Below are 16,816 nucleotides of genomic sequence, written 5' to 3' on the forward strand. Positions count from 1 at the left end.
CTGTGTGCGTCGTGGAGTGGTGTCACTGTCCCGGGCACCCGCCCGCCGGCTTGAGGGTCAGCGTGATGTGCGCGGACCCGGACCGCTTGACGGTGGACACGTCGGCGGCAGAACTGAGGCCGTCCTTGGACGCGATGACGGTGATCCGCTCGCTCTGCCCGTCGACGGGCAGCCACACGGCGGCCTTTCCGCCGCGGTCGGACTTGCGGGCCAGCGGGGCACCGCTGCCGCCGATCTCCAGATAGGCGCCCTTGAGCGGGTCGCTGCCGCCGGTGCACGCGGCCTGCTCGACGTCCACGGTGACCTTCGCCCAGCCGGGCGGCGGGGTGACCTGGGCGTTCAGCGGTATGGAGAGGGAGGCGTACGGGCTGTCGGTGCGCAGTTGGACGGCGGCGGAGTAGGCGCCGGGCTGGGTCAGCCTGCTGGTGTCCAGGTGCACGGGCAGCGTGGTCCGCTCGCCGGGCTTGAGAGTGACGGTGTCCTTTCCGGCGGACGCCCAGCCGAGGTCGGCGGCGCCGCAGTCGTCGTATCCGGTCAGGGTCTGCACCCTCGGCATGCCGGGCCAGCCCTGCCCGGCGCCGCCGACGACGGTCAGGCCGCAGGTCGAACCGGTCCGGTACAAGGGGTACTTGGTGTCGGGCAGGGGAGACCAGGCGTTGCCGGCGGGGTCGTAGGCGAAGCCCTTCGCGGTGGTGCGGCCGTCGTCGCCGATGCCTCCGGTGACCAGGAGCTTTCCGCCGCCGGTGTAGTAGGAGGCGGCCCAGGTGCCGGCCGGCACGTCGGCGATGCGCGACCAGTGGTCGTAGGCCGGGTCGTAGACGAAGGCGTCGGTGCGGATGCCGGTGCGCACGTCGATGCCGCCGGCGCAGTAGAGCTTGCCGGCCAGGGCGCCGCAGGACGACCAGGAGACGGGCACGGGGTAGTCGGCCGCGCTGCCCCAGCGGTCCTTCTGCGGGTCGTAGACCTGGACGTCGGTGCGGCCGCAGTCGCCCTGCAGGGTGCCGTTGTCGACGCAGCCGCCGATCACGTAGAGCTTGCCCTGCAGCACGGCCCGGGACATGCCGCCGTACGCCTTGGGCAGTGTGGCCGCCTGGGTCCAGGTGTTCTTCCCCGGGTCGTAGATCTCGGTGGAGGGCAGCTCCCGGACACCGGCCGACCAGCCGCCGGTGACGATGAACTTCCCGTCGATGAACGCGGACGCGCCGGCCTGCCGGGCGGTGTTCATCGGGGCGAGGGCGGTCCAGGTCCGCGCGACGGGGTCATAGCGGTGGGCCTTCGCGGTCGTACCGGACCCGTCGTAACCGCCGGCCGTGTAGATCTCGCCCCGGTACATACCGGTCGCGGGGTCCATGATGCCGGTCGGGTACGGGGCGAGGGTGGTCCAATCACCGTTGTCCGCACCGGAGTCGTCCGGCGTCGCCGTGGGCTGCGGCCCTGCGGCCGCCCGTCCGGCGGTGTCGGCGGACAGGAACCCGGAGATGGGCTTGCCGCCGGGGACGGCGCGCGCCGAGGCGGCGGAGTCGCCGGCGGCCTTGGTGACCTTGGCGGCCTTCGTGGCGGCCTTGGGCTGGGCGGGCTCGGCCTGGCCGCCACTGCCGGTGGCGGTGAGCCCGTCGCCGGACAGGCCGGTGCGCACGGTCAGCGGCGCCTTGCCGGTGTTGGTGAGCGTCAGGGTCTCGCCGGTGCTGCTGCCCAGGCGCACGGTCGGGTCGAGCGAGGACTGCTTGACGTCGAGCCGTCCGGCCTGGAGCGTGAAGTCGGCCTTGGACACCTGGTCCTTGTGCACGGTGACGGTCTTCTCGGCCGAGGCGTAGCGGTCGTGCCCGGCCGAGACCTGGTGTGTGCCCGCGGGCAGGAACGCGGTGTACAGGCCGTCGCCGGTCTTCGGGTCCTCGGTGGTGGGCACCGAGCGTGCGTCGCCCGCGCCGGGCGCGGTGACGGTGGCGGCGGCGAGAGGCCCGCCGGTATTGCCGTCCTTCACCTGGCCCACAAGGAGGCCGCCGTCGACGGCGGCGCAGGCCGGGTCACCGACGAGCACGTCGTCGATCATCCACCACTGGTCGAAGGAGCCCTTGTAGTTGAAGCGCACCCGGACCTTGTCGTGGCCGGCGGCCTGCGGCAGCGGGAGGCTGAGCGAGGCGACCAGATTGGACTTCTGCCGGGTCCACAGCTGCGTCCAGGTGGTGCCGTCGTCGGTCGACAGGTCGATGGTGGCGACGGAGCGGGTCCAGGAGGGGCCCTGGTACTGGGTCTCGAACTGCAGGACCGGCTTGTCGACCTGGGTCAGGTCGACCGCCGGGGTGATCAGGTCGGAGTCCTGGGTGCGCTGGTAGCCGTAGAACTCGCTGTTGACGGAGGCGAAGTTGCCCTCGCCCTTGGGGGTGCGGTTGCCCAGCGGGTCGGGGTCGTCGAACTCCCAGCCGCCGCCGTCGGCGTGCTGGACCACCGTCCAGCCCTTGGGCTTCTCACTGGAGTCGAACGGTTCGAAGAGGCCGCCGACGGAGTAGCCGCGCGCCTCACAGCGCTCGGCGACCACGGCGAGTGCGAGGTTCACGGTGTCGTCGGCCGTGAACGGCACCTCGCGGGTCAGGGACCGATAGCCGGCCGACTGGGCGTCGACGCGCAGCGTGTACCGCGCGGTGGCCGGCAGCGTGATCTCGTACGCGCCGGTCGCCGGGTCGCTGAACCAGGGGCCCGCGGCGGTGACACCGACCGCGCTGATCTTGGCGTAGAGGCCCCAGCCGTGCCCGGAGGCGTCGCTGACCTTGCCGTGGATGGTGGCCGTCGGTGCGGCCTTCAGGGCGATGTTCTCGGTCACCGTGCTGTCGGCGACGGCGGTGACGGTGCGCTGGACGTCCTGGTAGCCGAAGGCGGTGACGGCGACGGTGTACTCGCCGGCCTGGAGGCGCAGCCGGTAGCCGCCGTCGGCGTCGGTGTTCAGCCGTCGGTCGTTGATGTGCAGCTCGGCGCCGGCGACGGGTTCTCCGGTCGCGGCGTCGGTGACCTTGCCGGTGACGATGCCGGTGCCCTCGCGGGGCGCGGCGGTGACGGCGGCCAGGGCGTCGAGCTTGCCCTCGCCCCAGACGTTGTTGTTGCCCGCGGTGCCGCCGCAGCTGGTGTCGTTGACGTCGACGGCGGTGGAGTCCAGCAGCTCACGCGTGGCGGTGATGTCCCCGGCCAGGGCGGGTGCCGCCGACCAGAGCAGCGCGACCGCGCCCGCGGTGTGCGGGGCCGCCATGGAGGTGCCGTTCATGTACGCGTACGAGTTGCCGGGAGTGGCCGAGCGGATGCTGACACCGGGCGCGGCGATGTCGGGCTTGATCGCGCCGTTCTCGCCCTGGCCGCGGGAGGAGAAGGAGGCGATGACGCCCTTGGAGTCGAAGGCGCCGACGGCGTAGGAGATGGCGTAGTCGCCGGGGCTGCCCGCGGTGTTGCAGGCGGGTCCGGCGTTGCCGTTGGCGAACACGGGGAAGATGCCGGCGGCGATCCACGCCTTCACGGAGTCCTGGTACCAGTCCTCGACGGCGATGCCGTTGTCGTTGCCCCAGGAGTTGTTGATGATGTCGGGCCGCAGCTCGGGGCGCGGGTTGTTGCCGCTCAGGTCCGTGGGGGCGAGCATCCACTGCGCGGAGGCGAGCAGCGCGGACTCGGAGCAGGTCTGGCCCTCGCAGCCTTTGGCGGAGATCCACTTGGCGCCCGGGGCGACACCGATACGGGCGCTGCCGGCCAGGCCGCCGGTCATGGTGCCGATGGTGTGGGTGCCGTGTCCGGCGTTGTCGCACGGCGCGAGCGAGGGGGAGCCGCAGACGCCGCTCGGGTCGAACCAGTTGTAGTTGTGGTCGTAGCTGCCGTCGGTGCGGGTGCCGCGGTAGGAGTCGCGCAGCGCCGGGTGGTCGTACTGGGCTCCGGAGTCGATGGAGCCGATGACCACGCCCTCGCCGCGGCTGCCGAATTCGGCCCAGGCGTCGTCGGCGCCGATCGCGTCGACGCCCCACTCGACCGGCTCGGCGTCGTCGGCCGCCGCGACGGCCTTGACCTTCGCGCCCTCGGTCGTGTCGGGCAGCTTGTAGACATGGTCGCTGCGCAGCCGTACGACATTGCCGTCCTCGGCGAGCGACTCCGCGAGTTCGGCTGAACCGCGGGCCACGTAGACGGTGTTGGAGGCCCAGAACGTCCGGTACTCGGCGCCGGACTTCTTCAGCTTGGCAAGAACGCCGGACTGCTGGTCGCGGGCCGTCCCGCGCAGCGCGTCGACGACGTTCCGGCCCTGTTTCTCGCGTCCCTTGGCGGAGCGGGCCGCGCTCAGGTCGGCTTTCTCGCCGAAGCGGATCCAGAACGGGGTGGCCGGGTCCTTCTGCAGAGCGGCGGCGAGATCACTGTCGATCTTGTCGGTCGCGTCGGCGCGCTGAGTCCCCAGGGTGGCGAGCAGCGCGACCATGAGGGCCACGACGAGGGCGAGGGCGGGACCGGTTCGCCACCGGCCCGTGAGGTGCGCTCTGGGCATTGCTATGTCAACTCCCGTTCATCACAGAGCAGCTGCATGCACAAAAAAGCGCTGCTGACGCTCGCAGCACGGTGACGGGCAGGCAATGTGCGCCCTGATACGGGTTTACGCCTTGGCGTGTATCCGCCATAGGAAATGAAGGACGCTCCTCATCGGGTGCCGGGATAAAGTGCACCCGTGGAACGGATCTTGGTGGTGGGCGTCACCGGCGCGGGAAAATCCACGCTCGCCCATGCCCTGAGCGGTCGACTGGGCCTGCCCTACCACGAGATGGACGCGCTGTACTTCAACGGTCCCGACTGGGCCGTCAACGACAAGCTGACCGAAGACGTTTCACGGCTCACCACGGAGCCTTGCTGGATCATCGACTCACTCGGCTATCCGGAAGTCCGCGACCTTCTGTGGGACCGGGCCGACACCGTGATATGGCTGGACTATCCCAAACGCGTCATCATGCCCCGCGTCCTGCGCCGGTCCTTCCGGCGCACCGTGACACGCGAGGTTCTGTTCGGCGGCAACAGGGAGACCTGGAGGGACTGGCTGAGCAGGGAACACCCGGCCTGGTGGGCGTGGTCCCAACACGGGCCCCGCCGCCGTGAGATCGAGCGCCGTGCCGGCGATCCCCGCTTCGCCGCTCTCGACATCCTCCGCTTCGGCCACCCCAACGACACGGCGGCCTGGCTGGCATCCCTCCTGCGCGGGAAATGAGGCGTCGCGGGAGTTTCCGCGGCGGGCACCTTCAGGGCGACTCGTTCAGAAGCCGTTCGAGGTGGCTGTCCAGGTCCAGTGCCTCGGTCTCATGGGCGGCCGGCACCATCTGGTAGGTGCGGTACAGCCAGTGCGTGAGGGCCGGGAGCGCGGCGATGAGGTGGGCAGAGCCGCCCGGTGGACTGAGGAGAATGTGCAGGAGGGCTTCCGGGCCGGTTCCGGTCGGCCACACCCTCACGTCGCCCTCTCCGCTGTCCGCCAGCATTCCTCGGGCAAGCAGCTCGCGTGAGATGACCCAGGACACGGGGCTCAGGGCGAGGCCCTGGAAGAGGAACTCCACCACGAGTGGGTCCTGCGACCTGTAGAGCAGGTGGGTCGGTACCGGGAGCCGTGTGCCCTGGGGTGACACGAGCTCCATGCCGAGCGTGTGGTCTACGCAAGTGATCATGGCTCTGTGTGCGTCTGGTCGAAGGAAGGGGCGGCGGTGGCCGCCGAACCTTCGCTTGGGGTGCGGGGGAGGTATTCGGTCTCATGGTCGCCGCTGTCCCTTGAGCGACCCCGAATGCCGCCCCCGCCGTTCTGTGACATCGGCCCGCAACGGGCCGGGATGGCTCGAGCCGCGTCACTTGCCCGCAGACGTACGGCAGCCCGAGCGGTGGCGGTCCTGGTGACCGCGGTCCTCAGCGGTGTGAAGCGTCGTGGTGCTTCAGGCCGCCCCGGTAGGTGTGTCCGTGGCCGTCGGCCCAGCGGAGCTGGTCGAGAACCCACTGCCGACGGCCTTCGTCGATGTGAGACCGGTCACCGTCATGCTTGTCGTGCCGGATCCAGTGGCGGCCGCTGTGGTGGTTGTGCCGGTCCTCTTTGTGGTGGTCGGAGATGCGGACCGCCGAGACGACACCCGACTGGCTGCTGCTCGGGTACGTCGCAGCCGATGCGGAGCCGCCGGTGGCGAGAAGCCCGGCTGCCGCGACGACGGTCGAGATGATCGCGACGACAACCCCACGAACAGTCCTGCTTGCCATGGTGTTTCCTCTCTTTCCTCGCTCCACGATGCGAACGGGAAAATTGGTGCTTATCTGCCTCACTGGGCACTGAAGACCCTAACCCCGACTTGTTGAACGATGAACTAAGTCTGGCGTGAGGTGCACCACGCGCCGAGGAGTCGTCGCGCCGGAATATTGCTACGGCCCCCGCTGTTGTGGGCCGTTTCTCGGCCGGCGGCCGGTGGTCCGCTGCCTTCGGCGCCTTGTGCCACGTCATGGCGAGCAACTCGCCGCACCCACGGGCGCGTTGGAACTCCGCGCACAACCAGGCCCTGCCGTGAGCCTGGTCGCACAAGAGGCGCCTGACGGTCGAAAGACCAGGTCAGGCGCCGTTTTCTGGTGTCTGGAAGAAGCCGGGCTCCGGGACCGCTCGGAGCCTCGTGTCAGACCTGGAGCGGTTCGGGGAGTGTCGGCCCGATTACGGCGGGCCGGGATCCTTCCTGTGCTCCGGGCGGCGCTGTCACCAATCGTCGCCGTCGTCGTCGGTGAGCACCAGGAAGCTGCCCACGACGCCGTCGTCACCGAACAGGCCCCCCTGGACGGTGCGGGTCACAACGCCATTGGTGGCGCCGTGGGGACCCACGGTGGCGACCGGAGCGCCGTTGTCACAGGTGAAGCCACGGAAGACCTCGATGGTCCTCCGGCTGTCGTTGAAAACGTTGAAACTGCTGGAGCCCAGTCCGCTGGCCGTGGTGATGCAGCCCTCGGCGGCAGCGGAGTACACGCGGTCGTTGAAGTAGATCTTTCCCTCTTGCTTGCGGCCGAAGTCGCGTCCGCCCCCCTCGCGTCCGCCCCCCTCGCGTCCGCCGTCATCGCGGTCGCCCCCCTCGCGGCCGCGGCCCCCGTCCTTCTCTCCGCCTGGGCCGCCGCCGCTCTCGGGAGCGGCGGCAGGGGCGGCCCGCTGGTCGGGCTGGGCGGCTCGTTGCTCGGGCTTGGCCGCCCGTTGGACAGCTATGGCCGGCTGGTGGGCAGATGGGGACGCCGGGGAGGATCCGGAGGTCGCGGCGTAGGTGATACCGGTGGCTGCAAGGACCGCCGCGCCTACGCCGGCAGCGGCCACAGCAAAGGTACGCGTGGGCATGTCACTTCTCTCTGTCTCACGGACGTCGGTCGAGTGACCGACCTGAGATGAACGTAATGACACCCCTCGTAACTGTCATTTCAGACATGTTCAATGCGTGACATCATGAGCCCAGCCGGGGGAAAACGCGGCCCTCACCGCATAAAGGAAGACGCCGAACGCTCGTTGTCCTTCTCGGCACCCACGTGCCGCTCCGCAGTCGACGACGTACGTGCCCGTCGGTACCGGCTTCTCCGCGACGCCGACGACGCCCCCGGTTGGGGTGCTGGGGGAGGAGGTTCAGGGAGAAGGCCTGTTCTCTCCCGCGAAGACGATGATCTGATCGATGAGGTTTCGCCGCAGGTGGACGACGTCCGTCCCCGCCAGGCGAGGGCCCTCGTCCGGTGTGGTGAAGACCCACCGGTACCGGGCCCACTCATCCGGCATATCCGCCCCCGAGCAGCGGACCATCCGCCGGGCCGGCGTGAGTTCGCATTCCTCACGTCGGCTCCGTGCTCCGCCCGTCAGCGTCGGACCGTCCGTCAGCGGGCTGTGCCGCCGAAGGCCATCTCACCAGGGTTGCTGCGTGGCCGACGGGACCTCGTCCGGCACGGCCTGCCCGCACTGGCCGCCTGCGATCGGGCCACCGGCGAACCCGCGCGCCGCTACGAACGCTCCCGGCCCGGCGAACTGGTCCACATCGACGTCAAGAAGCTCGGCCGCATCCCCGACGGCGGCGGCCACAATGTCCTCGGCCGCGCAGCCGGCCGGGTCAACCAGGACCGCCGCAACGGCACCGGCGACGCCTACCGGAGCTGGGGCTCTGTCCCACGGTCCGTTCGAGCCCGCCTGCTGCCTCACGTGTCCCCGGGATGCGCGGACAAGGTGAGCCGCAAGACGATCTCGCCGTCGTAGATCTCCCCGGTGGGCTCGAACCCGAGCTTCTGGTAGAAGGGCAACGGTTCGCCGTCGCCGGTCTCGTAGCTGGTCAGCAGCTCGGTGCCGCCGTCCGCGCGCACCAGGTCGGCGATCTGTGTGAGCGCGTCCCGGCCGATCCCTCGCCCCTGGTGCCGCTTGTCGACGAGGAGGCGCCAGATGAAGTGCCGTCCTTCGAAAGGACCCGTCGGCGGCTTCCAGGACAGCATCACGAAGCCGACGGGCTCGTCGCCGCGGTACACGGCCCGGTACCAGGGATTCGCCTCCGCTTCCTTCGCCGCATCCTTGAGCGACCTGGACACGGAGGCGACGAACTGCTTCTGGTCACGGCGGACGCGCAGGGCGCGAACGGCGTCCCGGTTGTCGTCGGTGATCTCCCGTAGGTGCACGCCTGGGGACCTCATGCCACACCCCTTCCTGGATCCGGCAACCGCGCGCCGTGCCGATGTGAAGAGCCGCCGCCGCAGCGTATGCGACACAGGCGATCCGGAGCGCGACCGGCGCGCCGCGCTGTGTTCGGCATGGTGACGTTCCCGGCCGAGCCGCAGGGCAGTACCTCTGACGCGGCGGGAGTGACACGGCTCATACGAACCCTGCCCAACCGGCCCGGACATCGGGGAAGTTCAGCCCTACTTGAGCTCCGGGAGGACCGGCACGATCGATGTGCCGGTCGTGTCCGCACGGCGGACCACCGGCTGCGACGGCGTGCGCCGTCCCCTGTCTGCCCGCACTGCAAAGGAGAGCCATGCTTTCGCCCGAGTCGGCCGCCGTCGTCCGTGCCACCCTGCCCGCCGTCGGCGGTGCACTGGACGAGATCACGACCCGCTTCTACGGCACCATGTTCGCCGATCAGCCCGAACTGCTGGACGGCCTGTTCAACCGCGGCAACCAGGCAAGCGGCGAGCAGCGTCAGGCGCTGGCCGGGTCCATCGCGGGCTTCGCCACAGCGCTGCTGGCCGGTCGCCGTCCGGCCCGGTGCCATCGACGGGGCGGTGGTCCGCCATGTCGCCGTACCTGTGCCCGGCCGCCTGGTGCGCTGTGTCGGGGATGTGCCGGACGGCCCCTTTCCCGGCCGGCCGCGGACACACCCGCAGAAGGCGCTTCCGGATCACGTCGCCCTGAGATGGTGGAGGACATATCGGGTGGCGAGGCGGAAGAGGGCGGTGGCTGTGGTGGCGTGTGCGGCTGCGGTGGTGCGGAGAAGGAGGCCGTGCCCGAACTGGACGTGCGGTCCGTACCCCATGCCCTACGTCATGCCACGGTCTTCGGCGCGCTCGACGCGGTCCCGGCCGGCGGTGCCCTGGTGCCCGTCGCGCCGCACGACCCGCTGCCGCTCAGCGCTCTCGTACACGCCGAGTCCACCACCAGGAAAACCAGGCCGACGAAGAAAAACACAGGAGGGCATGTCATGGATGTTGTGCACCGCCGGACCGGCGCACTGGTCGGGATGGCCGGCGCGGCCCTGATGGCCGCCGGACCCGTCATGGTTCTGCGCGGCCGTATGGGCCGCAAGGAGATCCGTACCGAACTGGCCGCGCAGCGGATCACGTTCCCGGACCACGGGCTGCCCGCCCACCTCGCCGCTCTCGCCGGCCAGAGCGTGGAGACCGGCGCCCAGGCCCACGCCTACGCCGAGCTGATCAAGGATCATGTCGCCAAGGCGACCGGCGGCCGTACCTATGCCGAGATCACCGAAGAGCTGTACGCCGCGGGGAACGACGACGAGAAACTCGCCGAGCTGCGCCAGACCGCCTTCATGGGCGAAACGCTGCGCGGCTCGCTGTTGTCCGCCTACCAGGCCTGGCACCTCACCACGCTGGTCATGGGCCTGGGCGGCGTGCTGACCGGCCTCGGCGCGGCACTGGTGGCCACGGCGGACGCCCTGGGCGCGCACCCGCACCGTCGTTGACGGACTCACCCGTCTCCGGGCAGGCGGCCGCCGCCATCGCCGAGCAGGCCGGCGGCCGCCCCTTGAGTCGTGATCACTGGAACGAGGGACAGTCGGCCCATGTCCGTGGGCTCTTCGGCCGCTGCCCCAGAGCCGCCTGATGCCGGATGCTGGCTGTCGACCGATCCGGAGGTATCCCGTGTACGACCGTGCAAAGCGCCCGCGCGGCCGTCTCCACCGCCGTCCCCCGTGGCGGGAGCCGCGCACGGGCCGGACCGGTCACCGTCCGGCCGCCCGCCACGTCTGCCCTGACTCGCGGGCGGCCGGACGCACGATGCGTACCCATCCTCTACGGAGACCGCGGTGAGCGGCATACGAGCTCCGCCGACAAGTCGCCGCGGCCCTGCCCGTCACGTGAGCCGCCCTCCACTTCGAACCCCACGCCCAGGTGGCCCCGCTGTGGACCTCCCGCACCGTCAGTCCGGGCTTCCCGCGCCTGTGATGTGCCGGACGGCTCCCGTCCACTGGTCCGGTGTTTCGGCCGGGACGTGTGGGCAACCGGCATACGCGACCTCGCGGCCCGGCCGGACGGTGAATCGGGACCGCCGGACCGGGTGATGAGGCCGGACGGCCCGACCCGTGGAGAACTCCGCACGCGGATAGTGGCGTTGGACCGGCGGCACGCACCACGCCGCCGGATGGCCTGCCGCCCTGGACCCACAGCCGGGGCCACACCACTGCGACGCGAAGGGACGGGCTGACGGTGCTTCAGCCGTCGAGGAAGCAGAACGAGGCAACAGCCGTGCCCGTGCCCGTGCCCATGCCCGTGTCCGTGTCCGTGTCCGGCCGGGCGTGGCTGATGCTGGCACTGGCCACGGTGGGCTTCGCCGTCAACTTCTGGGCGTGGGTCCTGCTCAGCCCGCTCGGCCCGCACTTCAAGGACAGCCTGCGTCTGACCTCGTTCCAGCAGTCGCTGCTGGTGGCGGTGCCGGTGGTGGTCGGCTCATTGGGCCGGATCCCGGTGGGCGCGCTGACCGACCGCTTCGGCGGGCGCGTGATGTTCCCCTTCGTCTCGGCGGCCACCGTCGTGCCCGTGCTCTACCTCGGCCTGGCCGGACACTCCTCGCTCACCGCCCTGCTGACGGGAGGATTCTTCCTCGGCATCGGCGGCACCGCGTTCGCCGTCGGTGTGCCCTTCGTCAACGCCTGGTTCCCGCCCGAGCGGCGCGGGCTCGCCATCGGGATCTTCGGGGCCGGCATGGGTGGCACCGCGATCAGTGCGCTCACCACGGTCAAGCTGGTGAAGGCGCACGGCATGGCCAATCCCTTCCTGATCACCGCCGCCGTGCTGGCGGTCTACGCGGTGGTGGCGGCCCTGGTACTGCGGGACGCGCCCGGCCGCACGGTGCCCACCGAACCGCTGGCCGGCCGGCTGGCCACCACCCTGAGGCTCGGGATCACCTGGCAGGCATCCGCCCTGTACGCGGTGGCCTTCGGTGGCTACGTCGCCTTCTCCGTCTACCTGCCCGCCTACCTGAAGACCGGCTACGGCCTGGCCCAGACGGACGCGGCCAACCGGATGGCCGGCTTCGTCCTGTTCGCGGTCGCGCTGCGCCCGATCGGCGGCTGGCTGTCGGACCGCATCGGCCCGGTGCGGGTCCTGGCCGTGTCCTTGACCGTGGTCCTCGCCGGAGCCTTCGTCCAGGCGTTCACCCCAGGCCTGGCACCGATCGGCACGATCGCCTTCCTCACGCTGGCCGCCGCACTCGGCGCGGGCAGCGGCGCGGTCTTCGCCTTGGTCGCGCTCATCGCCCCGGCGAACAAGGTCGGCTCGGTCACCGGCGTCGTCGGCGCGGCCGGCGGCCTCGGCGGTTTCATCCCGCCGCTGGTCATGGGCTCGCTGTACGGCGCTTACGGCTCCTACGCCCTCGGCCTGGCCCTGCTCGCGGCGGTGGCGGCCGCGGCGCTCACCCTCACCGGCACCGGCGTACGCCAGTCGGTCACCCGCCGGGTTCCCGCACCCCATGCGAACTGAGCAGGAAGGACAGCGACACCATATGCGAGTACTGCGGCTGCCAGGTGCTGGAAGCGATCGACGAGCTGACCCAGGAGCATGAGAGGGTCGTGACGCTCATCAGCCATGTCCGCGACGCCCACGGCGGCGGCAACGTCGCTCGCATGGCGGAGGTCGCCCGCGAGATCGCCGCCCTGCTCGGCCCGCACACCCAGGTCGAGGAGCACGGTCTGTTCCCGGCCCTGGCCGCCGACTTTCCCGAGCAGATGGCCGAACTCCAAGACGAGCACCGGCGCATCGACGCCGTGCTGGCGGAGGCGGACGGACCGTTCCTGGCCGATCCCACCTGGCCGCGGCGGTTGATCGAGACGCTCGACTTGCTGCGTCACCACATCCTCAAGGAGCAGGACGGCGTCTTCCCGGCCGCCCTGGCCTACCTGACCACCGAGCAGTGGGAAGCCGTCGAGGCGGTCCGCGCCCACACAGGCACCCGCCTGTCGTCGCCGTCACCGTGACCTGACGCTTCCCCCCTCCGCCGTGCCCCGGCAGTCTCGCCTGGCCGGGGCACGGGTCGAGCCTAAGCGGCCTTCTCATCCCCTTCGATCGCATCGATCACACCGTCGATCCGGACCGGCGCGTCGCGCATTCTGACGGGTGGGGTGGCACGACGGAAACGGGAGCTGGGGTGGGTGACCGCGACCAGGGACCTCTGGGAAGTCGACCGACCCGGGGAATCGGCCAAGTTGGCTTTGCCGTTCGGTTGGGCGTCGATGGACGGGTCCCCGAACGACAGCGGCGGCTTCTTCAGACGGCGGCCACGAGAGCGGCGGGGGCCGCCTCGGAACGGCGGTGCCGCCGGGCCAGGCGGCGTGACATGAGGTGATGACCGCCCGCCGGCGCCGGGGCCCGGCGCGTGGGCTGAGCCGTTCCCGTAGCCTCGTCGGCCCCGTACTCTGTGCGGGGCTGACGGTCTTTCTGGGGAGGGTGGGGCAAGTGAAGGCCGAGGAGATCGTAGCCCTCTTCGACGGCCGGGGCCGGATCGAGCTGACGCTCGGCGCCTTGGAGAATGCCTTTACGCGCAACGTCGTGGCGATCGCCCACGCGCTCGGCTACCGGCTGCTGTCCACCGAGGTCATCGGCCGTACCCTCATCCGCTATCGCTTCGAACGCGACGACACGCCGCTCGCACGCCGCAGGGCCGAACTGACCATCGCACGCCTGCGCGCGGGCGGCCCGGTGCTGCCGGCGTGGGAGCCGCCTCCGCCCCCGCCCCCTTCGCCCCCGCCACCGCTGCCGCCCGAATCATGGCCATCCCTGCCACCTTCACGATAGGAGGGCGGCAATCCAACGACAGCCCCGATCAACGAACTGACAGCTCAGCGCGGCAACCACCGAGTACGGTCAGCCCGGGACCATCTGATGCTTGCCCTCGCCCCGGTCGAACGTGCGGCAAAAGGCCCGGTCAGGACACGTGTTGGCGTCCGGACGAAGCCGCCACGGTGAGACATCCACAGCCAGCACCGGCCGACCACTCGAACAACGTATCGCCGCGTGCGGTCAGACACGCGTACTCGGCACGGGGCCCGGAGAAGCTGCGGACGTGCGCGAGTGTTAGCTTCCCTTCCCGTGATGGAGCACCAGGACGAGACCAGGGCGGCCTACGACGGGGTCGTCGAGCTGTATGCGTCGATGTTCGCTGATCGGTTGGAGACACACCCGTTCTCGCGGAACATGATCGGCACCTTCGCCGAGCTGGTGCGCGGGACGGGGAACCCGCGGGCAGCCGACGTCGGGTGCGGGCCAGGACATCTGACGGCCATGCTGCACGACCTGGGGCTGGACGCCTTCGGGCTCGACCTCTCCCCGGGCATGGTCGACCACGCCCGGCGGGCCCATCCGGCGCTGCGGTTTGACGAGGCGCGGATGGAGGCCCTGCCGGTCGAGGACGGCGCGCTCGGCGGCGTGCTGGCCCACTACTCGATTATCCATACCCCGCCTGGGGAATTGCCCGCGCTGCTCGCCGAGCAGGTACGTGTCCTGGCACCAGGGGGCCTGCTCCTGGTCTCGTTCTTCGCGACCGACGGACCGGAGCCGGTCCGCTTCGACCACAAGGTGACGCCCGCCTATAGCTGGCCGGTGGACCGGTTCGCCGAACTGCTGACCGGGGCCGGGCTCGTCACGTTCGCCCGGCTGCTCCACGATCCGGCCTCCGAGAGGGGCTTCCTCGACGCCCACTTGCTGGCCCGCCTCCACTAGAGCGTGCCCGTGGCCTTCCGGACACGGACGTCCTGTGCGTGGCGTGACCTGCCGGCGTGTGATGGGAAGTGGAAGACAGTCTGCAACCGGCATCGGCGCTGGCCGCTGGACGGGACCTGAGAGCGGTTCCTGGACGGATCGTGTGCCGGCTGCGATGAGACTGAGGCCGAGGACTGGACGGTCGGCGTCGATTCCACGGTGGTGCGCGCTCACCAGCACGCAGCCGGGGCGCGGCACGCTGAAGGGGCCGACTCTCCGGCCTCACCGCCCAAGATGTCCCCGTTTCAGCTCGGTTGACCGGGCCTCCCTCCGGCCATTCCTTCGCCGCTGATCAGCCTGCGCCTTGACTGGTACAGACCAATGCGATTGAGTGTGTCTCAACCCCCCCACCACGGTCGGCCCCGCGCCCCGTCCGGCTCCGCCGGCACGCGCACAAGGCTCGCTCCGTCCTGCCTGCGCCGGGTACGACCCTTCTCCGTCAAGGAGTTGATTCCGTGTCGAGGCGTCGAATCTCCGCGGTCGTGGCCGCGCTCGCCCTCTCCGCCGCCGTACCGGTGCTGGTGCCGACCAGCAGCGCGTCCGCCGCCACCTGTTCGAGCTACCCGAGCTGGGTGGCCGGCAAGGCGTATGCCACCGGTGACATCGTCCGCTACACGGACGGCAAGGCGTACATCGCCGAGCATGACAACCCGGGCTACGACCCGGTCATCAGCACTTGGTACTGGGAACCGTACAACTGTGACAGCGGCACGTCCGTCGGCAACTTCGTTGTCTCCGAGGCCCAGTTCAACCAGATGTTCCCGAACCGCAACGGCTTCTACACCTACAGCGGTCTTGTCGCCGCGCTCAGCTCCTACCCCGGCTTCGCCACCACCGGCGGCGACGAGGCCAAGAAGCAGGAGGCAGCCGCTTTCCTCGCCAACGTCAGCCACGAGACGGGCGGACTGGTTTACGTCGTCGAGCAGAACACCGCCAACTATCCGAACTACTGCGACTGGAGCCAGCCGTACGGCTGCCCGGCCGGCCAGTCGGCCTATTACGGGCGCGGCCCCATCCAGCTCAGCTGGAACTTCAACTACAAGGCCGCAGGTGATGCGCTCGGCATCGACCTGCTCAACAACCCGTCGCTGGTGCAGACCGACGCTGCCGTGGCGTGGAAGACGGGCCTCTGGTACTGGAACACCCAGTCCGGCCCCGGCACCATGACCCCGCACGACGCCATGGTCAACGGCGCGGGCTTCGGTCAGACGATCCGTTCCATCAACGGTTCCCTCGAGTGCGACGGCAGGAACCCCGCCCAGGTGCAGAGCCGTGTGACCACGTACCAGCAGTTCACGCAGATCCTGGGTGTGTCGGCGGGCGCCAACCTGTACTGCTGACCCGGTCCCCGGGTGTGTGCGAATCGTTCCCGGGACCTCGGAACGGGGGCACCGCGCACGGACATCCGGACAACCGGTTGACGCGGCCGTGGGCCGCATCGGCTTCGGCGTGATGCGGTCCACTGGCGGTGCTGGCCGGTCCACGGCGGGCCGGACGGCTGCGACGTGTCGGGGAGCCGTATCTTTCCGCCCCCACCTGTGACACCCCTGTGACCGGAACTGTGATCTCCATCGCACACGTATGGTTCGGGCCTTGATGAGGTGACCGCATGCCCAGACTTGTTCCCCTTCAACTGGCTCGCTGCAACCGCTCTGCTGCTCACGGCCTGCGGTGCGGAGCACGCGGGTGCCGGGAACACCGGTGCCGACGCGGCCGCGTCTCAAGGCGGCGGCATGCGGATCGACGATCCGGGCAAGGACGGCGTACGTGTCACGTCGCTGACCCTCCCGTCGGCCGCTCCCTCGCCCACTCGCAGCTACTCCGTCTCCGCCGACAGACTCGCCACGGGCTCGGCCTCGGGCCGGCGGTCACCACTTGTGGCCGCCAGGGGCGTATCGGCTCCAGGTTCGCCGGCTTCGGTTACGAGCCGCGTAGCGGTGACCTGCTGGCGTCGCCTGGCCGAGTGGAAGCCCAGTTCACCGTCCTGCGCTACCGGGTCTATTCGCAGTGCATTGGGCTTCAGCCCGGTGGTGAAGCGAATCTTTGGCCCGCTCTGGCCTCAGCTGTGTGTACGGATCTGCACTGTTCATCTCAGCGCGGGTCAGAGCGGCTGGTTCTGCTGCTCGATGTACTGCTTCACGATGCTGAGCGGCGCACCGCCGACCGACCCGGCGAAGTACGACCCGGACCACAGGCGCTGTGCCCGCCAGTAGTGCTGGACGAGCTCGGGGAACTCCTGGCGGAGCCTGCGCGAGGACACGCCCTTGAGGGAATTCACCAGCTTCGAGACGGCGACCTTCGGCGGGAAGTTCACGAGCAGGTGGACATGGCTGGCCTCGCCGTTGAACTCCACCAGCTCTGCCTCGAA

The 16,816-nt window shown here is 70.1% G+C and carries 14 protein-coding genes and 2 pseudogenes; 9 read left to right on the forward strand and 7 right to left on the reverse strand.

Translation table 11 applies throughout. The annotated features are described in order from the left end of the window. Positions 1-22 precede the first annotated feature (22 nt). Positions 23-4,504 carry a S8 family serine peptidase gene (locus ACWEK3_RS36735; RefSeq protein ID WP_453251687.1) on the reverse strand — a complete coding sequence of 1,494 codons (4,482 nt, stop codon included), beginning with the start codon at positions 4,502-4,504 and terminating at the stop codon, positions 23-25. 177 nt (positions 4,505-4,681) lie between these two features. Between ACWEK3_RS36735 and ACWEK3_RS36740 the strand changes: the two genes are divergently transcribed. Further along, positions 4,682-5,212, forward strand: a complete 531-nt coding sequence (locus ACWEK3_RS36740; protein ID WP_453251688.1) for an adenylate kinase — start codon at positions 4,682-4,684, stop codon at positions 5,210-5,212. 31 nt (positions 5,213-5,243) lie between these two features. Here ACWEK3_RS36740 and ACWEK3_RS36745 read toward each other — a convergent pair whose 3' ends face one another. From ACWEK3_RS36745 to ACWEK3_RS36760, 4 genes and pseudogenes are all read right to left on the reverse strand, one after another. Next, positions 5,244-5,660: an SsgA family sporulation/cell division regulator gene (locus tag ACWEK3_RS36745; RefSeq protein ID WP_450546509.1), complete on the reverse strand. Its 417-nt coding sequence runs from the start codon at positions 5,658-5,660 to the stop codon at positions 5,244-5,246. 232 nt (positions 5,661-5,892) lie between these two features. Next, complete coding sequence (locus ACWEK3_RS36750) at positions 5,893-6,234, reverse strand: hypothetical protein (protein WP_450546510.1); 342 nt, start codon at positions 6,232-6,234, stop codon at positions 5,893-5,895. Positions 6,235-6,715: 481 nt separating this feature from the next. Continuing rightward, positions 6,716-7,336 (reverse strand): hypothetical protein, encoded by a 621-nt coding sequence (locus ACWEK3_RS36755; protein ID WP_453251689.1) that lies wholly within the window; start codon positions 7,334-7,336, stop codon positions 6,716-6,718. Positions 7,337-7,615: 279 nt separating this feature from the next. Beyond that, a pseudogene (locus ACWEK3_RS36760) lies at positions 7,616-7,786 on the reverse strand (nuclear transport factor 2 family protein); the annotation flags it as partial. A 129-nt stretch (positions 7,787-7,915) separates the two neighbouring features. Between ACWEK3_RS36760 and ACWEK3_RS36765 the strand changes: the two are divergent. Then, positions 7,916-8,125, forward strand: a pseudogene (locus tag ACWEK3_RS36765) (IS481 family transposase); the annotation flags it as partial. Between the two features lie 47 nt (positions 8,126-8,172). Here the strand turns inward: ACWEK3_RS36765 and ACWEK3_RS36770 are convergent. Continuing rightward, complete coding sequence (locus tag ACWEK3_RS36770; protein ID WP_450546512.1) at positions 8,173-8,655, reverse strand: GNAT family N-acetyltransferase; 483 nt, start codon at positions 8,653-8,655, stop codon at positions 8,173-8,175. Positions 8,656-8,996: 341 nt separating this feature from the next. Here ACWEK3_RS36770 and ACWEK3_RS36775 point away from each other — a divergent pair, with 341 nt between their 5' ends. The 7 genes from ACWEK3_RS36775 (at position 8,997) to ACWEK3_RS36805 (ending at position 15,788) form a co-directional block, all read left to right on the forward strand. Next, a complete protein-coding gene (locus ACWEK3_RS36775) occupies positions 8,997-10,160 on the forward strand; it encodes a DUF2249 domain-containing protein (RefSeq protein WP_453251690.1) in 1,164 nt (387 codons plus the stop codon). Between the two features lie 742 nt (positions 10,161-10,902). Beyond that, the gene (locus tag ACWEK3_RS36780) at positions 10,903-12,174 is read left to right on the forward strand and encodes an MFS transporter (protein WP_453251691.1); all 1,272 of its coding nucleotides are present in this window, start codon (positions 10,903-10,905) and stop codon (positions 12,172-12,174) included. A 44-nt stretch (positions 12,175-12,218) separates the two neighbouring features. After that, positions 12,219-12,668: a hemerythrin domain-containing protein gene (locus ACWEK3_RS36785; protein ID WP_453251692.1), complete on the forward strand. Its 450-nt coding sequence runs from the start codon at positions 12,219-12,221 to the stop codon at positions 12,666-12,668. Between the two features lie 478 nt (positions 12,669-13,146). Further along, entirely contained in the window at positions 13,147-13,485 is a 339-nt protein-coding gene (locus tag ACWEK3_RS36790; protein WP_453251693.1) for a hypothetical protein, read from the forward strand. A 294-nt stretch (positions 13,486-13,779) separates the two neighbouring features. Further along, on the forward strand, positions 13,780-14,409 hold the full coding sequence (locus tag ACWEK3_RS36795) for a class I SAM-dependent methyltransferase (RefSeq protein ID WP_450546518.1): 630 nt from the start codon (positions 13,780-13,782) through the stop codon (positions 14,407-14,409). Between the two features lie 9 nt (positions 14,410-14,418). After that, a complete protein-coding gene (locus ACWEK3_RS36800; RefSeq protein ID WP_453251694.1) occupies positions 14,419-14,529 on the forward strand; it encodes a transposase in 111 nt (36 codons plus the stop codon). A gap of 374 nt (positions 14,530-14,903) precedes the next feature. Next, complete coding sequence (locus ACWEK3_RS36805; protein WP_453251695.1) at positions 14,904-15,788, forward strand: glycoside hydrolase family 19 protein; 885 nt, start codon at positions 14,904-14,906, stop codon at positions 15,786-15,788. 761 nt (positions 15,789-16,549) lie between these two features. Here ACWEK3_RS36805 and tnpA read toward each other — a convergent pair. After that, the coding region (tnpA, locus tag ACWEK3_RS36810; protein ID WP_453251696.1) for an IS200/IS605 family transposase at positions 16,550-16,816 on the reverse strand (267 nt) is incomplete at its 5' end.

Source organism: Streptomyces sp. NPDC004721 (genome assembly GCF_053601495.1).

Bases quoted from the DNA above. Each gene is read 5' to 3' on its own strand.
- ACWEK3_RS36735 (WP_453251687.1), bottom strand. From the start codon at position 4,504: ATGCCCAGAGCGCACCTCACGGGCCGGTGGCGAACCGGTCCCGCCCTC.
- ACWEK3_RS36745 (WP_450546509.1), bottom strand. From the start codon at position 5,660: ATGATCACTTGCGTAGACCACACGCTCGGCATGGAGCTCGTGTCACCC.
- ACWEK3_RS36750 (WP_450546510.1), bottom strand. From the start codon at position 6,234: ATGGCAAGCAGGACTGTTCGTGGGGTTGTCGTCGCGATCATCTCGACC.
- ACWEK3_RS36755 (WP_453251689.1), bottom strand. From the start codon at position 7,336: ATGCCCACGCGTACCTTTGCTGTGGCCGCTGCCGGCGTAGGCGCGGCG.
- ACWEK3_RS36770 (WP_450546512.1), bottom strand. From the start codon at position 8,655: ATGAGGTCCCCAGGCGTGCACCTACGGGAGATCACCGACGACAACCGG.
- ACWEK3_RS36775 (WP_453251690.1), top strand. From the start codon at position 8,997: ATGCTTTCGCCCGAGTCGGCCGCCGTCGTCCGTGCCACCCTGCCCGCC.